The 20,644-nt window shown below is 64.3% G+C and carries 18 protein-coding genes; 10 read left to right on the forward strand and 8 right to left on the reverse strand.

Annotation, left to right across the window (positions count from 1 at the left end; all coding sequences use genetic code 11):
- The first annotated feature begins 11 nt into the window (after window positions 1–11).
- Window positions 12–155, forward strand: a complete 144-nt coding sequence (locus tag N3C64_RS12360; RefSeq protein WP_218629725.1) for a hypothetical protein — start codon at window positions 12–14, stop codon at window positions 153–155.
- Between the two features lie 88 nt (window positions 156–243).
- Window positions 244–1,245, forward strand: a complete 1,002-nt coding sequence (gap, locus tag N3C64_RS12365) for a type I glyceraldehyde-3-phosphate dehydrogenase (RefSeq protein WP_218629724.1) — start codon at window positions 244–246, stop codon at window positions 1,243–1,245.
- A 39-nt stretch (window positions 1,246–1,284) separates the two neighbouring features.
- Here the strand turns inward: gap and coaD are convergent, their stop codons facing one another.
- The 3 genes from coaD to N3C64_RS12380 form a co-directional block, all read right to left on the reverse strand.
- On the reverse strand, window positions 1,285–1,782 hold the full coding sequence (coaD, locus tag N3C64_RS12370; RefSeq protein ID WP_218629723.1) for a pantetheine-phosphate adenylyltransferase: 498 nt from the start codon (window positions 1,780–1,782) through the stop codon (window positions 1,285–1,287).
- 92 nt (window positions 1,783–1,874) lie between these two features.
- A complete protein-coding gene (locus N3C64_RS12375) occupies window positions 1,875–2,309 on the reverse strand; it encodes a CBS domain-containing protein (RefSeq protein WP_218629722.1) in 435 nt (144 codons plus the stop codon).
- 80 nt (window positions 2,310–2,389) lie between these two features.
- Window positions 2,390–3,289, reverse strand: coding sequence for a LysR family transcriptional regulator (locus N3C64_RS12380; protein ID WP_260014710.1), 900 nt, complete (start codon window positions 3,287–3,289; stop codon window positions 2,390–2,392).
- 106 nt (window positions 3,290–3,395) lie between these two features.
- On the opposite strand from N3C64_RS12380, the gene N3C64_RS12385 reads away from it, so the two are divergent.
- From N3C64_RS12385 to N3C64_RS12415, 7 genes are all read left to right on the forward strand, one after another.
- Window positions 3,396–4,895, forward strand: a complete 1,500-nt coding sequence (locus N3C64_RS12385) for a CoA-acylating methylmalonate-semialdehyde dehydrogenase (protein WP_260014711.1) — start codon at window positions 3,396–3,398, stop codon at window positions 4,893–4,895.
- A 158-nt stretch (window positions 4,896–5,053) separates the two neighbouring features.
- A complete protein-coding gene (locus N3C64_RS12390) occupies window positions 5,054–6,199 on the forward strand; it encodes an acyl-CoA dehydrogenase family protein (protein ID WP_260014712.1) in 1,146 nt (381 codons plus the stop codon).
- The gene (locus N3C64_RS12395; RefSeq protein WP_260014713.1) at window positions 6,199–7,245 is read left to right on the forward strand and encodes an enoyl-CoA hydratase/isomerase family protein; all 1,047 of its coding nucleotides are present in this window, start codon (window positions 6,199–6,201) and stop codon (window positions 7,243–7,245) included. Before N3C64_RS12390 ends, N3C64_RS12395 begins: the two co-directional genes overlap by 1 nt.
- A 30-nt stretch (window positions 7,246–7,275) precedes the next feature.
- Entirely contained in the window at window positions 7,276–8,148 is an 873-nt protein-coding gene (mmsB, locus tag N3C64_RS12400) for a 3-hydroxyisobutyrate dehydrogenase (RefSeq protein ID WP_260014714.1), read from the forward strand.
- A gap of 66 nt (window positions 8,149–8,214) precedes the next feature.
- The gene (locus tag N3C64_RS12405) at window positions 8,215–8,877 is read left to right on the forward strand and encodes a Crp/Fnr family transcriptional regulator (RefSeq protein WP_218629716.1); all 663 of its coding nucleotides are present in this window, start codon (window positions 8,215–8,217) and stop codon (window positions 8,875–8,877) included.
- A 109-nt stretch (window positions 8,878–8,986) separates the two neighbouring features.
- Window positions 8,987–9,190, forward strand: a complete 204-nt coding sequence (locus tag N3C64_RS12410) for a YgaP family membrane protein (protein ID WP_218629715.1) — start codon at window positions 8,987–8,989, stop codon at window positions 9,188–9,190.
- A 130-nt stretch (window positions 9,191–9,320) separates the two neighbouring features.
- A complete protein-coding gene (locus tag N3C64_RS12415; protein ID WP_218629714.1) occupies window positions 9,321–9,689 on the forward strand; it encodes an excinuclease ABC subunit A in 369 nt (122 codons plus the stop codon).
- A 56-nt stretch (window positions 9,690–9,745) separates the two neighbouring features.
- Here the strand turns inward: N3C64_RS12415 and uvrA are convergent, their stop codons facing one another.
- Entirely contained in the window at window positions 9,746–12,619 is a 2,874-nt protein-coding gene (gene uvrA / locus N3C64_RS12420; protein ID WP_260014715.1) for an excinuclease ABC subunit UvrA, read from the reverse strand.
- 301 nt (window positions 12,620–12,920) lie between these two features.
- Between uvrA and N3C64_RS12425 the strand changes: the two genes are divergently transcribed.
- Window positions 12,921–13,292, forward strand: a complete 372-nt coding sequence (locus N3C64_RS12425; RefSeq protein ID WP_260014716.1) for a rhodanese-like domain-containing protein — start codon at window positions 12,921–12,923, stop codon at window positions 13,290–13,292.
- Window positions 13,293–13,418: 126 nt separating this feature from the next.
- Here N3C64_RS12425 and lpdA read toward each other — a convergent pair whose 3' ends face one another.
- The 4 genes from lpdA to N3C64_RS12445 form a co-directional block, all read right to left on the reverse strand.
- Window positions 13,419–14,813 carry a dihydrolipoyl dehydrogenase gene (gene lpdA / locus N3C64_RS12430; RefSeq protein WP_218629711.1) on the reverse strand — a complete coding sequence of 465 codons (1,395 nt, stop codon included), beginning with the start codon at window positions 14,811–14,813 and terminating at the stop codon, window positions 13,419–13,421.
- Between the two features lie 118 nt (window positions 14,814–14,931).
- Window positions 14,932–16,179: an MFS transporter gene (locus N3C64_RS12435; protein ID WP_218629710.1), complete on the reverse strand. Its 1,248-nt coding sequence runs from the start codon at window positions 16,177–16,179 to the stop codon at window positions 14,932–14,934.
- 73 nt (window positions 16,180–16,252) lie between these two features.
- Window positions 16,253–17,302, reverse strand: a complete 1,050-nt coding sequence (queA, locus tag N3C64_RS12440) for a tRNA preQ1(34) S-adenosylmethionine ribosyltransferase-isomerase QueA (RefSeq protein ID WP_260014717.1) — start codon at window positions 17,300–17,302, stop codon at window positions 16,253–16,255.
- Complete coding sequence (locus N3C64_RS12445; protein WP_260014718.1) at window positions 17,299–20,634, reverse strand: AsmA family protein; 3,336 nt, start codon at window positions 20,632–20,634, stop codon at window positions 17,299–17,301. Before N3C64_RS12445 ends, queA begins: the two co-directional genes overlap by 4 nt.
- Window positions 20,635–20,644 lie beyond the last annotated feature (10 nt).

Genomic DNA, 20,644 nt, shown 5'->3' on the forward strand with positions numbered 1-20,644 from the left:
AAGGGAGTGGTATGAATACCTCTGTCGCCGTCGGGCTTTCCACACTGATTATCCTTGCCGCCCTGGTCGATGGCTTTGCCAACGACTGGGGCGTTTTCCTTTTTCTGGCCCGCAAGACCGTCGAATTGATCGATTGGGTCGAATTCTGGCGCTGAACGGGCCCACCTTTCTGTTGACCTTTGGCTCGAAATCGCGATGTTAGCGCTAAACTTGCGCTGCGGTGCAGAGTCACAGGAGGCTGAAATGGCGGTCAAGGTAGCAATCAACGGGTTCGGACGTATCGGGCGCAACATCCTGCGCGCCATCATCGAATCGGGCCGCACCGATATCGAAGTCGTCGCGATCAACGATCTGGGCCCGGTCGAAACCAGCGCGCATCTGCTGCGTTTCGACTCGGTACATGGCCGCTTCCCCGCCGAAGTGACGACGGGCGAGGACTGGATCGATGTCGGGCGCGGACCGATCCGCTGCACCGCGATGCGCAACCCCGCCGATCTGCCCTGGTCGGATGTGGACGTCGTGCTCGAATGCACGGGCATCTTCACCTCGAAAGAAAAGTGCCAGCCGCATCTCGAGAATGGCTCGAAGCGCGTGCTGATCTCGGCGCCCGGCGAAGGTGCCGACAAGACCATCGTTTTCGGCGTCAACCATGGCACGCTGACCAAGGACGACATCGTCGTGTCGAACGCGAGTTGCACGACGAACTGCCTGTCGCCCGTCGCAAAGACGCTGAACGACGCAATCGGGATCGTGAAGGGCTTCATGACCACGATCCACAGCTACACCGGCGACCAGCCGACGCTCGACACCTTCCACAAGGATCTCTACCGCGCCCGCGCCGCCGCGCTGAGCATGATCCCGACCTCGACGGGCGCCGCCAAGGCGGTCGGACTGGTTCTGCCGGAACTGAAGGGCAAGCTCGACGGCGTCGCGATCCGGGTTCCGACCCCGAACGTCTCGGTCGTCGATCTGGTCTTCGAGGCCGCCCGCCCGACCACCGTCGAAGAGGTGAACGAGGCGATCCGCGCCGCCGCCGAAGGCCCGCTCAAGGGCGTTCTGGGCTACACAAAATTCAAGAATGTCAGCATGGACTTTAACCATGACAGCCATTCCTCGGTCTTCCACATGGATCAGACCAAGGTCATGGAGGGCACCATGGTGCGTATCCTGAGCTGGTATGACAACGAGTGGGGCTTTTCCAACCGCATGGCGGATACCGCTGTTGCCATGGGCAAGCTCATCTGACGGCATTTGGCGCGGCTCCCCCGCCGCGCCAGCCGGTCGTCAGACCTTGCCGAGACGCTCCATCAACCGATCCTTGACCGCGGGGGTGACGAAGCGTGTCACATCGCCGTCGAGACGGGCGATTTCCTTCACCAGCTTCGAAGCTATCGCCTGGCGCCGTGCGTCGGCCATCAGGAAGACCGTCTCGACGCTCGAATCGAGGGCGCGGTTCATCCCGACCATCTGGAATTCGTACTCGAAATCTGCCACGGCGCGCAGGCCGCGGATGATCACGTTCGCGCCGACGTCGCGCGCGCAGTTGATCAGCAGGTTCTCGAACGGGTGCACCTGGATCTCGCCTCCGCACCGCGCGGTGATCTGGGCGCATTCGGTCTCGATCATCTCGACGCGCTCTTCGAGTGTGAACATCGGGCCCTTGTCGCGGTTGATCGCCACGCCGATCACCAATCGATCCACGAGCGCCAGCGCTCGCTGAATGATGTCGATATGCCCGAGTGTCACAGGGTCGAACGTGCCGGGGTACAGGCCGATGCGCATGGGCGAACTCCTCACTTGCCGCTCACGAAATGTTTAGGGCACGCAACAATATTGCGTGCCCATTTGCAAGCATCTCTTGCCGCGGCGCAGAATTAATTGCCCATAATCATGCCGGTGAGCGCTTCTTTCTCAAGTTGCAGCTCGGACAGACGGGCCTTCACGACGTCGCCGATCGACACGAGGCCGATCATCTCGTCGCCTTCCATGACGGGCATGTGGCGGAAGCGGCCGTCGCTCATGCGCTCCATCACCTGATCGGTGGTGTCGGTACGCGCGCAGCCGACAGCGTTCCTGGTCATGATCTCATCGACGGGGAGGTTCAGCACCGAGGGGCCGCGGCGCCCAAGCTCGCGCACCACGTCGCGCTCGGACACGATACCCTCGACATGCTTGCCGTCCCGCGAAACGATCAGGGCACCGATACGGCGCTGCGACAAGACCTCGGCCACCGCCGCAACGGTCGAGCCGGGCGCAATCGTCGCCACGGTTTCATCGCCCTTCGTTTTCAGAATTTGCAGAACCTGCATCGCAACCTCCCAATCGCTTGTCTGACTCGCAGCGTCACCGCGCGATGGACGCCTGTCAAGACTGCTTTGCGGTTGCGAACTCAATAGCTTGCTGCGAGGGCCTCAAGCCGGGTCACCTCGGCGCGTAACCCCTGCCCAAGCGCATCGGCAAGGCGCGTCAGTCGCTCCGAGCGTCGATCGTCCGCATGGCGGATCAGCCAGAAGGTGCGGCTGAGCGAGACCTGATCCAGCAGAACGCGCCGTACGCCGGGGCAAAACGGAATCGCGAAGTCATGGACGATGCCGACCCCTGCCCCCGCCCGCACCATCTGCATCTGCACCGAGACCGAGTTCGATGCGAGGCCAACCGCCTCGCCCCCGGTCTCGGCGAAATAGTCCAACTCCTTGTCGAAGATCATGTCGGGGATATAGCCGATCATCCGATGCGCCTTGAGGTCCGAACGAGTGGTGATCGGGCCGACCTGGCCAAGGTAGTCTTCATGCGCCGCGAGATGCAGCTGGTAGTCGGTCAGCTTCTGCACCGTCAGCCGCCCGGCCGTGGGGCGCGACACGGCAATGGCCATGTCAGCCTCGCGCTTGGACAGGTTAAACACGCGCGGCAGGGCAACGATGTGGATCTCAAGCCCGGGGTTCGCGTCGCAGATCGCCGCGCAGACCTGCGGCAACAGGTAGTTCGCGCAACCATCCGGTGCGCCGATCCGCAATTGCCCGGTCAGCCTTCCGGCCGAGCCGCCCAATTCCTCGGCCGCACCCGCCATCGCCTGTTCGGCCTGCTCGGCATGGGGCAGCAGTCGCGATCCGGCCTCGGTCAGCGCATAGCCCTGCGGCGATTTCACGAAAAGCTTGGCGCCGAAGGCTTCCTCAAGCCGCGCGATCCGTCGCCCGACCGTGGCCGCATCGCATTTGAGCGCCCTGCCCGCCCCAGACAGGCTTTCCGCCCGCGCGACAGCAAGGAAAACACGCAGATCGTCCCAGTCCATCTTCGACCAACCTTTGCAATAATGCAAAACACCTTTGCCAGACTTCCTCTTTTTCTGGCATTTTCGCAAGGCTAATGTGTCGCCAATCAATCCATGGGAGGATGCGATGAAAGAGATCGGTCACTGGATCAACGGCAAACATGTTGCGGGCACTTCGGGCCGCTTTGCCGACGTTTACAACCCCGCCACCGGCGAAGTGCAGGCCAAGGTCGCGCTTGCCACCAAAGCGGAACTGGACGCGGCCATCGCCGCCGCCGCCGAGGCCCAGAAGACCTGGGGCGCCACCAACCCGCAAAAGCGCGCCCGCGTCATGATGGAACTGGTGCGCCTGATCAACCGCGACATGGACAAGCTGGCCGAGGCGCTCTCGTCCGAGCACGGCAAGACCTTCCCCGACGCGAAGGGCGACGTGCAGCGCGGCCTCGAAGTGATCGAGTTCTGCATCGGCGCGCCGCAGATGCTCAAGGGTGAGTTCACCGACAGCGCCGGCCCCGGCATCGACATGTACTCGATGCGCCAGCCGCTTGGCGTCGTCGCCGGCATCACGCCGTTCAACTTCCCCGCCATGATCCCGCTGTGGAAAATGGGCCCCGCGCTTAGCTCGGGCAACGCGATGATCCTCAAGCCGTCCGAGCGTGACCCTTCGGTCCCGCTGATGCTGGCCGAACTCTGCCAGGAAGCGGGCCTTCCCGACGGCGTTCTGCAGGTCGTCAACGGCGACAAGGAGTCGGTGGACGCGATCCTCGACAGCGAAATCATCCAGGCGGTGGGCTTCGTTGGCTCGACCCCGATCGCGCAGTACATCTATGAGCGTGCCGCCGCGACCGGCAAGCGTGCGCAGTGCTTCGGCGGTGCGAAGAACCACATGATCATCATGCCGGACGCCGACATGGATCAGGCCGCCGACGCGCTGGTTGGCGCGGGCTTCGGCGCTGCGGGCGAGCGCTGCATGGCGATCTCGGTCGCCGTTCCGGTGGGCGACGAAACCGCCGACCGCCTGATCGAAAAGCTGGTGCCGCGCATCGAAAAGCTGAAGGTCGGCCCCTATACCGCTGGCGATGACGTTGATTACGGCCCGGTCGTGACCGCCGCCGCCGCCGAGCGCATCAAGGGCCTCATCGGCTCGGGCGTCGAGCAAGGTGCGACTCTGGTCTGCGACGGTCGTGACTTCAGCCTGCAGGGCTACGAGAACGGCTTCTTCGTCGGCCCGACCCTCTTCGACAACGTCACCCGCGACATGGAGATCTACAAGCAGGAGATCTTCGGACCCGTGCTTTCGACCGTCCGCGCCAAGACCTACGAAGAAGCGCTGAGCTACGCCATGGACCACGAGTATGGCAACGGCACCGCGATCTTCACCCGTGACGGCGACACCGCGCGCGACTTTGCCAACCGCATCAACATCGGCATGGTCGGCATCAACGTTCCGATCCCGGTTCCGCTGGCCTACCACACCTTTGGCGGCTGGAAAAAGTCGGGCTTTGGCGATCTGAACCAGCACGGCCCGGACGGGTTCCGCTTCTACACCCGCACCAAGACGATCACCTCGCGCTGGCCGTCGGGCATCAAGGAAGGCTCGGCCTTCAACTTCAAGGCAATGGACTGATCGGTTCGGGGGCGCTGCGGCGCCCCCAGCCATCCCGGCGGGTCGCCACGGCCTGCATGCCATCCGGATTCAGTTGCCCCGGATCGGCCCCTTGCAAAATTCTTGCAAGGTTTCACAACTAAACAGACGTTCAATTCACGCGTTTCGGGGAGGAAACCATGGATTTTGCTCTGAGCGAAGAGCAGCAGGCCATCTTCGACATGGCCCTGGCATTCGGCCAAGAGAACATCGCCCCCTTTGCCCGCGAATGGGAAGCCGCTGGCACGATCCCGAAAGAGCTGTGGCCCAAGGTGGCCGAGCTGGGCCTAGGCGGCATCTACGTCGCCGAGGAATACGGCGGCTCGGGCCTTTCGCGGCTTGATGCGACGCTGGTCTTCGAGGCACTGGCGATGTCCTGCCCGGCAGTCGGCTCGTTCCTGTCGATCCACAACATGTGCGGTGGCATGATCGACAAGTTCGGCAGCGAGGAAACCAAGGCCCGCTGGCTTCCGGCGCTGTGCTCGATGGAAAAGATCTTCTCCTACTGCCTGACGGAACCGGGTTCCGGCTCGGACGCCGCCGCGCTGCGCACCCGCGCTGAGCGCACGAATGACGGCTGGAAGCTGAACGGCAACAAGGCCTTCATCTCGGGCGGCGGTTATTCCGATGTCTATGTCACCATGGTGCGCACCGGCGACAACAGCCCCAAGGGCATCTCGACCGTCATCGTCGAGGATGGCGCGCCGGGGCTGAGCTTTGGCGGGCTGGAAGACAAGATGGGCTGGCGCGCGCAACCGACCGCGCAGGTCCAGTTCGACGACTGCGCGATCCCGGCGGACAACCTTCTGGGCGAGGAAGGCAAAGGCTTCGCCTATGCGATGGCCGGGCTTGACGGCGGGCGGCTGAACATCGCGGCCTCGGCCCTTGGCGGCGCGCAGGCGGCCCTGAACGCCACCCTGACCTACATGGGCGAGCGCAAGGCCTTCGGTAAATCCATCGACCAGTTCCAGGCGCTGCAATTCCGGCTGGCTGAGATGGAGGTCAAGCTGCAATCGGCCCGCACCTTCCTGCGTCAGGCGGCGTGGAAGCTTGATAACAAAGCGCCCGACGCGACCAAGTTCTGCGCGATGGCCAAGCTTTACGTCACCGACTCGGCCTTCGAGGTTGCCAACCAGTGCCTCCAGTTGCACGGTGGCTATGGCTATCTGGCCGATTACGGGATCGAAAAGATCGTCCGCGACCTGCGGGTGCACCAGATCCTTGAAGGCACGAACGAGATCATGCGGCTGATCGTTGGCCGCGCCTTGCTGGCGGAGCGCGGCTGATGACTGATCTTCCGACCATGATCGCGCGCAAGGAAGGCCGCGCCGGGCGGCTGACCTTCAACCGTCCCAAGGCGCTGAACGCGCTTGATCACGACATGGCGGTCGTGATCGAGCAGGCGCTGGATCAATGGCGCGACGATCCCGAGGTGGCGCTGGTCATCATCGACGCGGTGGGCGATCGCGCCTTCTGCGCTGGCGGCGATATCGCGATCATCTACCAGCAGGGCCGCGCGGGCGATTTTGAAACCGGCCCCAGGTTCTGGCGCGACGAGTATCGCATGAACGCCAAAGTGGCCGAGTTCCCCAAGCCCATCGTGTCGTTCATGCAGGGCTTCGTGATGGGTGGCGGTGTTGGCGTCGGCGGGCACTGCTCGCACCGCGTGGTGGGTGACAGCACCCAGATTGCCATGCCCGAGACCGGCATCGGCCTGATCCCTGACGTGGGCGGTACGCTGATCCTTGCGCGCGCTCCGGGGCGTGTAGGCGAGTACCTCGGCGTGACCGGCGGGCGTTTCGGCGCGGCTGACGCAATCTATGCGGGCTTTGCCGATGTCTATGCCCCCGAGGCCGAGTGGGACGCGCTGAAAGCCCGGCTGATCGAGACCGGTGACGTCGGCGCCCTGCCCTCGGGCCTTGTGCCACAGGCCAAGGGCCGCCTTGCCGATCTGCGCCCCGAGATCGAGGCTGCCTTCGGTGGCCACGATATTCACGAAATCGTCGCTTCCCTCGAAGCCTCGGGCAGTGACTTCGGGCGCGAAACGCTTGCCATCCTACGCCGCAACTCGGCTCTCTCGGAAGAGGCCACACTGCAGCTGGTGCGCATGACCCGCGCGACGCCCACGATCCGCGCAGCGCTGGAAAACGAGTTCCGCTTTACCCTGCGAGCCGTCGAGCATAGCGATTTTCTGGAAGGCGTGCGCGCGCAGATAATCGACAAGGACCGCAATCCGCAGTGGAAGTACAGCCTCGAGACCCTGCCGATGGCCGCGGTCTCGGCCCTGCTGGAACCCCTGCCGAAGGGCTATGAAATAGACTTCGCGGCCTAAAGAACGGCCCGTAACGCCATGGGAGGAAATATGAAAGTCGGATTTATCGGATTGGGCAACATGGGCGGGCCGATGGCCGCGAACCTTGCGCGCGAGGGCCATGAGGTGACGGGCTTCGACCTTGCCGCGCCGATGCCCGAGGGCGTCAGAAAGGCCGCCAGCGCCGCTGAAACTGCCCAGGGCGCGGATGTGGTCATTACCATGCTGCCCAACGGCGCGATCCTGCGCGCCGTCGCGGCCGAGGTGATCCCGGCGATGGCTCCGGGCGCAGTGCTGTGTGACTGCTCGACCGTCGATGTCGAAAGCGCCCGCGCCGTGGCCGAACAGGCAGCGGCGGCCGGTCTTGGTGCGCTCGACGCCCCGGTCTCGGGTGGCGTGGGCGGTGCGACCAACGGCACGCTGACCTTCATGGTGGGTGGCTCGGCCGAGGCCTTCGACAAGGTCAAACCGCTTTTTGACATCATGGGCCAGAAGGCCGTCCATTGCGGCGACGCTGGCGCCGGTCAGGCCGCGAAAATCTGCAACAACATGATCCTCGGCGTGACCATGATCGCCACCTGCGAGGCTTTCGCACTGGCCGACAAGCTCGGCCTTGATCGGCAGAAGATGTTTGACGTGGTATCGACCTCGTCGGGCTATAGCTGGACGATGAACGCTTACTGCCCCGCCCCCGGCGTCGGCCCGGCAAGCCCCGCCGACAACGAATACAAGCCGGGCTTCGCGGCCGAACTCATGCTCAAGGATCTGCGGCTGAGCCAGCAGGCGGCCGAGGCTGCCGATGCCGACACGCCGATGGGCCAGCTCGCCGCCGCTCTCTATACCCAGTTCGTCGAAACGGAAGACGGCCGCGGCATGGATTTCTCGGCCATGCTGCCGCGCTTCGAAAAGCGCCACCGTTCCTGACCCCAAGCGGCGCGCGTCATAGCGCGCCGCTCTTGCACCTGCGCCCGGCTGGGCTAGAACCTATCCATGACCGATTGGATCACCGACACACCCAGCCTCAGCGCCCTCTCCCCCGCCAGCAAGGCGCGCCTTGGCGCATTGCAACCGATGGCGCTGCCACGCGGGGCCGTCATCTACCGCCCCGGCGATGACGTCACGGGCTTCCCCGTCATCCTTTCGGGCCGCATTGAGGTCTTCCTGACCGGCGCCGGCGGGCGCGAGCTTTTGCTCTATGCGGTCGAGCCGGGGCAGACCTGCGTGCAGACCACCCTGGGCCTGCTGGGCGGCGACGCCAGCTATTCCGCCGAGGCGCTTTGCGCGACCGAATCGCGCGCGATCGTGATCCCCCGCCCGGTCTTCCTGTCGCTGATGGACAGCGACCCGGCTTTTCGCCAACTCGTCTTCACCGCGTTTGCCGAGCGGATGGGCGGCATGATCCAGCTGATGGAGCGTGTCTCATTCCAGTCGGTCGAGTGCCGCCTGGCCGCTTTCCTGTGCAACCGCGCCGAGGGCGGACGGGTGCAGGCCACGCAATCCGAGATCGCCGCCCAGATCGGCACCGCCCGCGAGGTCGTCTCGCGCCGCCTCGACGCCTTCGCGCGCCGGGGATGGGTGCACACAGAACGCGGTGCGGTCGAGATCATCGACGCCGCCTCCCTGCGCAGACTTGCCCTCGCCGAGGGTCTCTGAGTGAAGGTGACCTTGTCACAGACAGCGCAAGGCGACTCGGCGTAAGTACGGATCAGCCGGGTGAAAACACCCGCATTTTTCCGAAACGCGCCTGGGAAGGGAGCATATCATGTTGAAATCCAATGTCGGCGGCATCGACCGCGTTCTGCGCATCCTCGTCGGCCTCGCCCTGCTGGCGGGCTTTTTCCTCAATGCCGAGGCGAGCTATCGTTGGGCCTATCTGATCGGCGTCGTGCCGCTGCTGACCGGCCTGATGGGCAGCTGCCCGCTCTATTCGATCTTCGGGTTCAACAGCTGCCCGATGAAGAAATAAGCGACCATGGCGCCCGCCGGATACACCCGGCGGGCGCGGCACTTGGCAAGACTCCGCGCAGCCCTATTTCAGGGCATGGAACCCGGCATCGCTTTGGTGCATTCTCCGGGTTGAGAGAAAGGAGAGCTTTATGAAGCACTTCACGCAGATTCTGTTTGCCACCGCCCTGATCCTGAGCCCGTTGGCGGCCCACGCCGATGGCAAGAACAAGGACAAGGTTTATCCGCGCGGCTTCGTTGAGGTCGAAAAGGGCAACAAAGGCTGCCCGCCGGGCCTGGCCAAGAAAAACAACGGCTGCATGCCGCCCGGCCAGGTCAAGCATCGTTGGAACATCGGCGATCGTATTCGCGACGATTACTACATCTTGCGCAATCCCGACCGTTACGGCCTCAATCCGCGCTACGACTACTGGAGCAAGGACGACTACGTCTACCGGGTGGACCGCCGCACCGGTGAGATTCTTGACCTGATCGGGGCGGTTTCGGCAATCCTGCGCTAAGGCGCCGATACCGCATAGGTCAAAGCAGCCGCCGGGTGGGATACCGCCCGGCGGCTTTATTCTGCCGCAACCTTGATCCCCAACATCGGCGCGAGGTAGCGCCCGGTATGGCTGCGCGGGTTCAGTGCGACCTGCTCGGGCGTGCCCTCGGCCACGATCTCTCCACCACCATCACCGCCCTCGGGGCCAATATCGACGATCCAGTCGGCGGTCTTGATGACGTCTAGGTTATGCTCGATCACGATGACCGTGTTGCCCTGGTCAACAAGGCTGTGCAGCACCTCAAGCAGCTTGCGTACATCCTCGAAATGCAGCCCCGTGGTTGGCTCATCGAGAATGTAAAGCGTGCGCCCGGTCGCCCGCCGACTGAGTTCCTTTGACAGTTTGACCCGCTGCGCCTCGCCCCCCGAAAGGGTCGTCGCCTGCTGGCCGACCTTGATGTAGCCAAGGCCCACCTCGACCAGCGCATCCATCTTCTCGCGGATCGAGGGAACGGCCTTGAAGAACTCTTGCGCATCCTCAACCGTCATCTCAAGAACGTCCGCTATGCTTTTGTTCTTGAACTTTATTTCCAGCGTCTCGCGGTTATACCTATGGCCCTTGCAGGTCTCGCAGGTGACATAGATATCGGGCAGGAAGTGCATCTCGATCTTGATCACACCATCGCCCTGGCAGGCCTCGCACCGCCCACCCTTGACGTTGAAGCTGAACCTCCCCGGCTTGTAGCCGCGCGCCTTCGCCTCGGGGAGGCCCGAGAACCAGTCGCGGATCGGGGTAAAGGCCCCGGTATAAGTGGCGGGGTTCGAGCGCGGCGTGCGCCCGATCGGCCGCTGGTCGATGTCGATGACCTTGTCGAGATGCTCGAAGCCCTTGATCGTCTCGCAGGGCGCCGGGGTCTCGCGCGCGCCATTGAGGCGCATGGCTGCGTTTTTGTAGAGCGTCTCAATGGTCAGGGTGGACTTGCCGCCCCCCGAAACGCCCGTCACGCAGATGAACTTGCCAAGCGGGAAAGAGACGCTGGCTTCCTTCAGGTTGTTGCCGGTGGCCTTGATCACGCTCAGCTTCTTGCCATTGCCCGCGCGGCGCTCCACCGGCACCTCGATCCGGCGCGTGCCGCTCAGATACTGGCCGGTCAGGCTGGCCGGGTCGGCGGCGATCTCTTCGGGGGTGCCGCGCGCGACGATCTGGCCGCCATGCACGCCCGCGCCGGGGCCGATGTCGAAGACGTAATCGGCGTGGCGAATCGCATCCTCGTCATGCTCGACCACCAGCACCGTATTGCCCTGATCGCGCAGGTTCTTGAGCGTCATCAGCAGCCGGTCATTGTCGCGCTGGTGCAAGCCGATGGAGGGCTCATCGAGCACATAGAGAACGCCCGTCAGGCCAGACCCGATCTGGCTCGCCAAACGAATCCGCTGGCTTTCGCCGCCCGACAGCGTCCCCGCCGAACGGCTCAGCGTCAGGTAATCGAGCCCGACATTCACAAGGAAACCAAGACGTTCGCGGATTTCCTTAAGAATGGGTCGCGCGATCTCCTGCTTTTGCTTGGTCAGTTGCTCGGGCATCCCCGAGACATGCGCATGGGCCTCCTTGATCGACATTTCGACCAGTTTCCCGACGTGCATCCCGCCGATCTTGACCGCAAGGGCCTCGGGGCGCAGGCGGTAGCCACCACAGGAGCCGCAGGGGCGGCTGTTCTGATAGCGCTCGAACTCCTCGCGCACCCAGGCGCTGTCGGTCTCGCGGAAGCGCCGCTCCATATTCGGGATGACGCCTTCGAAGGTCCGGCTGACCTCATAGACCCGTCCGCCTTCGTCGAAGCGGAACTTGATCTCGGTCTCGCCCGAACCATAGAGGAACAGGTTCCGGATCTCTTCCGGCAGATCCTTCCACTGCTTGCGCTTGTCAAAGCCGTAATGCTTGGCCAGCGCGTCGATGGTCTGCGTGAAATAGGGGCTTTTCGACTTCGCCCAGGGTGCCAACGCGCCCCCGGCAATGGTCAGCGACTGATCGGGCACCACCAGACGCTCATCAAAGAACAACTCGCCCCCCAGACCGTCACAGACCGGGCAGGCCCCGTGCGGCGCGTTGAAGGAAAACAGCCGCGGCTCAATTTCAGGGATGGTGAAGCCCGAGACCGGACAGGCGAAGTTCTCGGAGAAGGTGATCCGCTGTGGCTCCTGCCCCGCCTCGGTCTGATCCGCGCTCAGCGCCTCTTCGAACAGCGCGATCCCGTCGGCGAGGTCCAGCGCCGTGCGGAAGCTGTCGGCCAGACGCGTCTCCAGCCCCTCACGCACCACGATCCGGTCCACCACCACGTCGATATTGTGGCGAAATTTCTTGTCGAGCGTGGGCGGCTCCTCCAGTTCATAGAACTCACCATTGACCTTCACGCGCTGAAAGCCCTGCTTGCGCAATTCGATGAATTCCTTGCGGTATTCGCCCTTGCGGTCGCGCACGATGGGCGCCAGCAGGTAGCCCCGCGTGCCCTCGGGCAGGGCCATGATGCGGTCCACCATGTCCTGCACCTGCTGCGCCTCGATCGGCAGGCCGGTGGCCGGGCTATAGGGCGTGCCGGCCCGCGCGAAGAGCAGGCGCAGATAATCGTAGATCTCGGTCACCGTCCCTACAGTCGAGCGCGGGTTCTTCGAGGTCGTTTTCTGTTCGATGGAAATCGCGGGCGACAGGCCCGAGATGTGATCGACATCGGGCTTACCCGCCATGTCGAGGAACTGGCGCGCATAGGCCGAGAGGCTCTCGACATAGCGGCGCTGCCCCTCGGCATAGATCGTGTCGAAGGCCAGCGAGGACTTGCCCGAGCCGGAAAGGCCGGTAATCACCGTGAACGCATCCCGCGGAATGTCGAGATCGACGCCCTTGAGGTTATGCTCGCGCGCGCCGCGCACCTCGATGAATTTCTGCTCGGCCATGACTGCCCCCGTTTCCACCCTCCCTAGATAGGCGAGGCGCGCTGAGTCTCCAATCGAAATACGCGAACGAATAGTGAACTTGTTAACGCAGTTTCGCGCAGATCACAAGAAAGCGGCGCTTGCGCACCAACTGCGTATTGGGCGGGTCGGCGCTTTGCCGCGCAGGCTCCTTCATTCATTCCGGATTCTGAATATACTTTTCGTGATCATCGGAATTGAGGCTTGATTTGCGCCGCCGATCTGCCAAATCAGGCCAGATAAACGGGGAAGGCCCCGGTACGAAATTCGAAAGGTGCTCGGCATGTTCAACTTCCTTCGCCCCTCTGGCGGTGCCCAGGTCCAGCGCATCAATGCCAAAGACGCCGTTGCGCAGGTGGCGGCGGGCGAGCTGACCCTGATCGATGTGCGCGACGGGATGGAACTGCGCGCAAGCGGTAAGGCCGTCGGTGCGCTTCACGTGCCGATGATGTCGCTCAAGATGAAATGCGACCCGTCGAGCCCTGAATGCCTGAAGGAACTGTCGCTGGAAAAGCCGGTCGCGCTGTATTGCGCCTCGGGCGGTCGCAGCCACGGCGCGGCGCAGATGCTGGCGCAGATGGGCTACCAGACGGTCTACAACCTCGGCGGGCTTTATGACTGGCACGCTGCTGGCGGCGCCATCGAACGCGCCTGATCGCAAAGGTCACCGGGGGGCGCCGCCCCCGACGAAAACGGGGGGCTCGACGCCCCCCGTTTTTTCGTGCCTCCAAAACGAAAAGGGCCCGCTACTGCGGGCCCTTGCCAATTCTGGCGCTGAAAATCAGAAGTGCAGCGCGCGACCGTAGGCCGACAGCACCGACTCATGCATCATCTCGCTCAGCGTCGGGTGCGGGAAGACGGTTTCCATCAGCTCGGCTTCGGTGGTTTCCAGAGTGCGGCCAACCACATAACCCTGGATCATCTCGGTCACCTCGGCGCCGACCATATGGGCGCCCAGCAACTCGCCGGTCTTGGCGTCGAAGACGGTCTTGACCAGACCCTCCGGCTCGCCAAGCGCGATGGCCTTGCCGTTGCCGATGAAGGGGAAGCGGCCAACCTTGACGGTGTAACCGGCAGCCTTGGCTTTCTCTTCGGTCAGACCGACGGAAGCGACCTGCGGGTGGCAGTAGGTGCAGCCCGGGATCGAGTTCGGCTTGATCGGATGCGGATGGCCGCCCGCGACCAGTTCGGCAACCATGACGCCCTCGTGGCTGGCCTTATGCGCGAGCCAGGGCGCACCGGCGATGTCGCCGATCGCATAGAGACCTGCAACTGCGGTGCGGCAGAACTCATCGGTGACGACATGCGTGCGGTCGATCTTCACGCCGAGCGCCTCGAGACCAAGGTTCTCGACGTTGCCGACGATCCCGACGGCCGAGATCACGGTGTCGAATTCCTCGGTCGTCGTCTTGCCGTCTTTCTCAAGATGCGCGGTGACCTTGCCAGCGGCACGGTCGAGCTTCTTAACCGTGGTTTTTTCACGGATTTTCATGCCCTGCTTTTCGAACTGCTTCTTGGCCAGAGCCGAGATTTCGGCATCTTCGACCGGAAGCACGCGATCCATCACCTCAACGACGGTCGTATCCGCGCCAAGCGTGTTGAAGAACGAGGCAAACTCGATCCCGATGGCGCCCGAGCCGATCACCAGCAGCTTCTTCGGCATCCGCTTGGGCATCAGGGCGTGCTTGTAGGTCCAGACCAGATCGCCATCCGCCTCAAGGCCCGGCAGTTCGCGCGCCCGCGCGCCGGTCGCCAGAACAATGGCCTTCGAGGTCAGTTCTTCCACGCCCTTGTCGGTGGTGACCGAAACGGTGCCCGCCTTGGGCAGCGTCGCCGCGCCCATGAAGACGGTGATCTTGTTCTTCTTCATCAGGTGGCCGATGCCGCCCGAAAGTTGCTTCGCGACGCCACGCGAGCGCTGAACCACCGCATCGAGGTCATAGCCGATCTTGTCAGCGGAGAGGCCGAATTCCTTTGCGCGGTGCATCAGGTGGAACACCTCGGCCGAGCGCAGCAGCGCCTTCGTCGGGATACAGCCCCAGTTAAGACAGATCCCGCCGAGATGCTCGCGCTCGACGATGGCAACATTCAACCCCAGCTGCGCGCCCCGGATGGCGGCGACGTAGCCGCCCGGGCCCGCGCCGATCACGATCATATCGAAGCTCTTGGCAGCCATGTTTTCTCCTCCGCTTGAAAAACTAGTTTGGTATTAAACTATTTTTCCGCAAACATCAACAAAAGGTTTAATGGCGCAGCATTTCCTTGTAATCCCCTTGCTTTTCCGGGCCTTACGGTCATTCTCCCGGCGTTGCATCCTCCTGGGCCGATTCCAAAGCTGCCTCTACGGCAAGGGCCGTCGCCGCCGGGGACAGCACCGCATAGGCCCCGGTTTCGGCTACGGTCAGGCCTGCGCGCCGGGTCATACGCCACAGCGCGTATCCCGCGATCCCAGACATCAGGAGCGCAATGAACAGGAAGAAGCCGCCGTTGCCCACGGTTTCCATCAGCCAGCCGGTGATCGGCGGCCCGGACATAGCCCCTACCCCGTTCACGAACAAAAGCCCGCCCGAGGCTGCCGCCATGTCCGAATTATCCAGGTAGTCGTTGGTATAGGCCAGCAGCAGCGAATAAAGCGGGTTTGCCACCCCGCCGATCACCGCGCCCAAGCCCGCCAGCACCCAGAATCCGGGATCGAAGGCGAATGCGATGAACATGGCCACAGCCCCTACCGCCGCCACGGCGACAATCAGCTTGCGCCGGTCCATGCGATCCGAAGCCCAGCCGATCGGGTACTGCGCGACAAGCCCTCCAAAATAGATCACCGAAACAAAGAGCGAGATCTGCGAGACGCTCAGCCCTGCGCGCGTCCCCCAGACCGACACCATCCCGAACATCGCCGAGAAGGTCCCGCCCATCAGGAACATGCCGACGACGCCCAGAGGCGAGGCAATGAAGAGCTTGCGGATGCTCAGCCGGCGCACCTCGGCGAAGGTCGGTGCGGGCGCGACCGAGAGCAGAATGGGCGTGAAGGCCAGCGACACGAGCACCGAGGGAATAATGAACAGCACGAAACCCGCCGGGTCTGCTGCGTTCATCAGCAACTGCCCCAAGATGATGCCGATCATCTGCACGATCATATAGGCTGAAAGCGCCTGCCCCCGCGTCTCGTTGGTCGAGCCCGCGTTCAGCCAGCTTTCCGCGGTGATGTAGACGCCCGAGAAACTGAAACCGATCAGCACACGCATTACCGACCAGGCGATCCAGTGCGGGAAGGCCGCATAGAGGATCAGCACCGCCGAGATCAGGCTGCCAAGCGCGGCGAATACCCGAACATGCCCCACGCGGCTGATCAAGACCGGCGTCATCTGCGAGCCGAACAGAAAACCAGCGAAGTATGAGGCCATGACGACCGACATCTGATAGGTGCCGATACCCTCGATCCCGCCGCGGATACCCAGCAGCGTACCCTGCATCCCGTTCCCGACCATGAACAGCATGACCCCCAGCAACAGAGGCCAGGATTGGCGCAGAACGGTGAGCATCGGAGAACTCCTTTTTGAGGCAGAACGCCGCAGATAGGTCAGCACATCGTAAACGTCAGCCAGAAATACGACCTCAGGGTATCAAAAGCGACGCATCCCCGTAGGAAAAGAAACGGTACCCGTTTTTGACCGCATGTTCATAGATTCGACGCACCCGGTCCTGCCCCATCAGCGCCGAGACCAGCATCAGCAGCGTCGATTTCGGCAGGTGGAAATTGGTCATCAGCGCGTCGGTGATGCGGAACTGATAGCCGGGGTAAATGAAGATGTCGGTGGTGCGGCAGAAGGGCTCGACCCGCCCCTCGGCAACGGCGGCGCTTTCGATCAGCCGCAGGGCGGTGGTGCCCACGGGGATGACGCGCCCGCCGGCGGCTTTGGTCGCGTTGATCTCGGCGGCGGCCTGCGCGGTGACCTCGCCCCATTCGGCGTGCATCCGGTGGGTGGTCACATCCTCGACCTTCACCGGCAGGAAGGTGCCCGCGCCGACATGTAGAGTCACCTCGGTAAACGCGACGCCCTTGGCGGCCAGCGCCTCAAGCAGCTCGCGCGTGAAGTGGAGTGAGGCCGTCGGTGCGGCGACCGCCCCCGAGTGGCGCGCGAAGACGGTCTGGTAATCGGTCTTGTCTGCCTCATCGGGCGCGCGCAGCGCGGCGATATAGGGCGGCAACGGCATGGCCCCCGCCTCGGCCAGCGCGGCATCGAAATCGGCTCCGGTCAGATTGAAGGCGATCCGCATCTGCCCCGCATCGATCGCCGTGACCGTGGCCGAGAGGGCGTCGGAAAAGCGCACCTCCTCGCCTTCCTTGAGCTTGCGCAGCGGCTTGGCCAGCGCGACCCATTCGCCCCCCGGCGCGGGTTCAAGCAGGGTCACCTCGATCTTGGCAACCGCCTCGCCCTGCGGGGTCATGCGGCTACGGGTTCCATTCAGCCGTGCGGGGATCACCTTGGTATTGTTCAGCACCAGCCGGTCGCCCGCGCGGAACTGATCCACAAGATCGGACACCTGCAGATCGCTGATCGTATCGCCCTGCGCCACCAGCAGCTTGGCCGCCGTGCGCGGACGGGCCGGGCGCGTTGCGATCAGCCCATCGGGCAAATCAAAGTCAAAATCGTCGAGTTTCATCGTGCTTCCAGTTTCGGCGGCTCTCGGCGGAAGATCTCGCGGAACATGCCGGGGGTAAAGATCGACAGCGGGTTGATCGCCACGCGCGGCGCGGCCACCTGGCCGCTGAGGCTGTAGGTGAAGCCAAACAGCCCCTCGCGCCGCCCCGAGAAGATCCCGCCGATCGCATTGACCATGTAGAAGGGCGAGATCACGCCTTGCATGTCGATCTGTCCGCTGCCGGGGTAATAGTTGCCGGTCATGGTGACGCCCATTGAGGCGCCGACGGCCTCGCCCCTTGTGAGGCTCAACCCCTCGGGCGTCAAGCGGAAGGCCGCATCAACCTCGGTGAACAGGATGCCCTCGCCGTTCAATTGCTCGAGAAGTCCGATGATCGAGGCCGCCGAGAGCATCGAGGCCAGCACCGGCGCATCCTTCACGCGCAGGTTGGCAACATGGGCGCGCCCCTCGTAGCTATGCGCGCCGACGGGCGAGAGCGTCATGTCGAGCGCCCCACCCCGCGCCTTGCTGAAAATCCCCGCCGAGGCGATGGCCGCCCCCGCATCCGCCGCGGCAATACGCGCCGCGGTACGCCCATTATCCGCAGGGCCCACGACGCCCTCTACCGGCGCACCGCCGTTGACGTTTCCGGCAAACGTGCCCTTGAGCCCGCCCTGGGTCGAGAAGGTGCCGCGCAGCCCGGTCAGCGCGATCCCCTCGGAGATCGTCAGGCGATCGAGCGCCACGCTGATGCCTGTGCCCCCCGCCCCGCCCGAGCCGCCACCCAGGGCCGCGCGCCGCATATCAAGCGCGCCCGACAGGATCTGAACATCCGGAGCCCGCCCTTCGCCGCGCCCGATCAGCGCAGCCCCGCCATCGAACCAATCCGCGATCACCAGCTTGTCGAACTCGGCCCGCTCCAGCCCGCCCTCGGCCTTGACCGAGACCTTGCCATCGGCGCTCAGCCCCGGCGCGCGCAGCGCCAGCGTCTCGACCACCGGCGGCTTACCCAGTAGCCCCGCGACCTTGAGGTTACCCTTGGCCTCGGCGGGCTTGGACCAACCGATCTGCGGGATGCGCAGCCCGAGACCCTTGAGGTCGCTCTCGATCCGGTAGCGCGCGGGCGCACCCGCCGTCAGGTCCAGCGCAAGCGAGCCCCACCCAACACCTGACACCGCGCCCTCGGGCAGCCCGACGCGGAAGGTCTCCAAGCCCTCGGGGGTGATCTCGACATAGCCCCGCACGGCCGAGATGCCTTTGTTCTCGGGGCCGAACTGTTGCGACCAGCGCGCGTCGAACCGCGTGCCCGACAGATCGCCGCGCCCCGAAATGGCGATGCCCGACCGATCCGCGCTTAGCCGCAAGAGCGGCGAGGACAGGACATGCCCCGGCACGACCTTGTCAGACTGCACGTCGGTCAGCCGCGCCGTGACATCGAAATCCACCTCGGTCGGCGCGATCTTGCGTTTCATCACAAAGCGCAGCTCGGTCTGCGCCTCGGCCCAGCCCTCGGCGATGTCCGGGGTGCGCCCTGCCTTTTTCAGGAACTCGAAGGGCGGCTGATCGAGCAGCGAGAGCGCAGCGGGAATGGGCGAGCGGGTGATCAGCCTCACCTCGGCGGGCGCGGGCTTGATACGCACATCGGGCACGACCATGACCGAATCCGCCACCTCGATCTGGCCGCCTGCCGGGGCGATCACATGCCCCTCTTCGACCATCAGCGCATGGCTGAATTCATGGATCGTGGCAAAGCCGCGCCCTTCCTGTACCGGGGGCAGCGAGCGCAGGATGCGCACCTGCGCGCCACGGAATTCGTAACTCAGCGCCAGACGCGGCGCGGACTCGGGCGCCAGGCGTACTGCCGCGCGGACATTTTGCAGCTCTCCCGTTGCCACGTTATCCGCCAGCCATTTGCGCGTCGGCGGCACCAGCGCCCGCGGCCAGAGCGCCAGCAGGTCTTCCTGCGCGATGCGATCGACCCCGGCATCCAGCGCGACATGCCAACCCGTGGCATCGGCCGAGGCCTCGCCGCGCGCACTGATCCGCCGCGCGCCCTCGATCAGCTGCAACTGCCCCAGTTCGACCTTGAAGGGCGCAAGGCTGATACGCAGATCCGCCGCGCCCTGCGAAAACCGCGCGGGCTTGTCGAAGATCCCCTCGGGGTCAAGCCGCAGATCCGAGATCGCCACCTGCGCCAGAAGTGCCGAGGGCAGCCCGTTGCGGAAGTCGCGCAACAGCGCCTGACCGCTGCCCTTCAGACGCAGCGCGCGGCTTTGGAAGCTCATATCAGAGACGCGCACCTGCTGCGTTTCCCCGTCATAGCTCAGGAAAAGCTTGCCGCCAGAAAAGGGCAGTGGGATGGCCCCTTCGGCCGGGCTGATCGCCCCGGCGCCCACCTCGAGCGAGCCCTCCATCAACTTCAGCTGACCCTGCCCATCCAGACCCGAGCGCAGCGAGCCCGAGATCGGTGCATCCAGAAGCCCCAGCACCGCCAGCGCGGGCGACTGCACCGCCAGATCGCGCGCCGGAACCGAGGTCACGACGGCGCCAAAGCTGGCCTCCTTGCTTTTCTTCTGCGTCGTCGCGCTTAGCGCAAGCTGGGCGGGCAACTCATCGCGCTGCCCGGCGTCGAGGCTGAGCGTCACGGCGATCTGCTCGCGGTTCTGGGTCAGCCGGAAGCGCCCCTCAGACACCTGCCAGACCCGCCCGAGACGCTCGTCGTTCAGGCGAATGCGGACATCCTCGGCCAGGATCTGCTCGACCTTGCTCAGCGCCGAGGTCTCGAACGCGGCCTCGAACAGATCGGTGGCCTCGGAGAGCGTGTCGATCTGCAAGCCGCTCAGCGCCCCCGCACCGCCCAGATCAAGGTCGATCCGCCCATCCGCCATGCGCCGCAGTGCAAGCGTGGCGCCGCGCACCCGGAAGCCGCGCAACTCGACCTTGCCGCGCAGCAGAGGTTGCGACCACAGCGTTGCCCGCATTTCAGAGAAAACCGCCAAAGGCATACCGGAGGGCCGCGTGATCTCGACCATCTGGAAGCGCACGCGCGGCACACCCCCTTCATCGACGATCAGATCGGCCCCGCCAGCCAGCGAAACGCGCATCCGTCCTTCAAGGGCGCTGTTGGCGCGCGCCTCGACGCGTTCAACGGCCCAGACCGGCAGGCGGATCGGCACATGTGTCACCGCCATGAAGGCAAAGATCGCGGCCAGCGCAATCACCGGCAGGCTGAGCAGCAACCAGATCCCGAAGCGTGCAGGCCGCCTTCCGGCGGGGCCCGCAGGGCCTGCCGTCGGCGCATTCGGCGGAACCGGGGCATCTGCCCGATCCTGTCCTGCGTGCTCGTCTCTCATCCTACCTCAT

The organism is Sedimentimonas flavescens, assembly GCF_025154035.1.
GTDB lineage: Bacteria > Pseudomonadota > Alphaproteobacteria > Rhodobacterales > Rhodobacteraceae > Rhodobacter > Rhodobacter flavescens.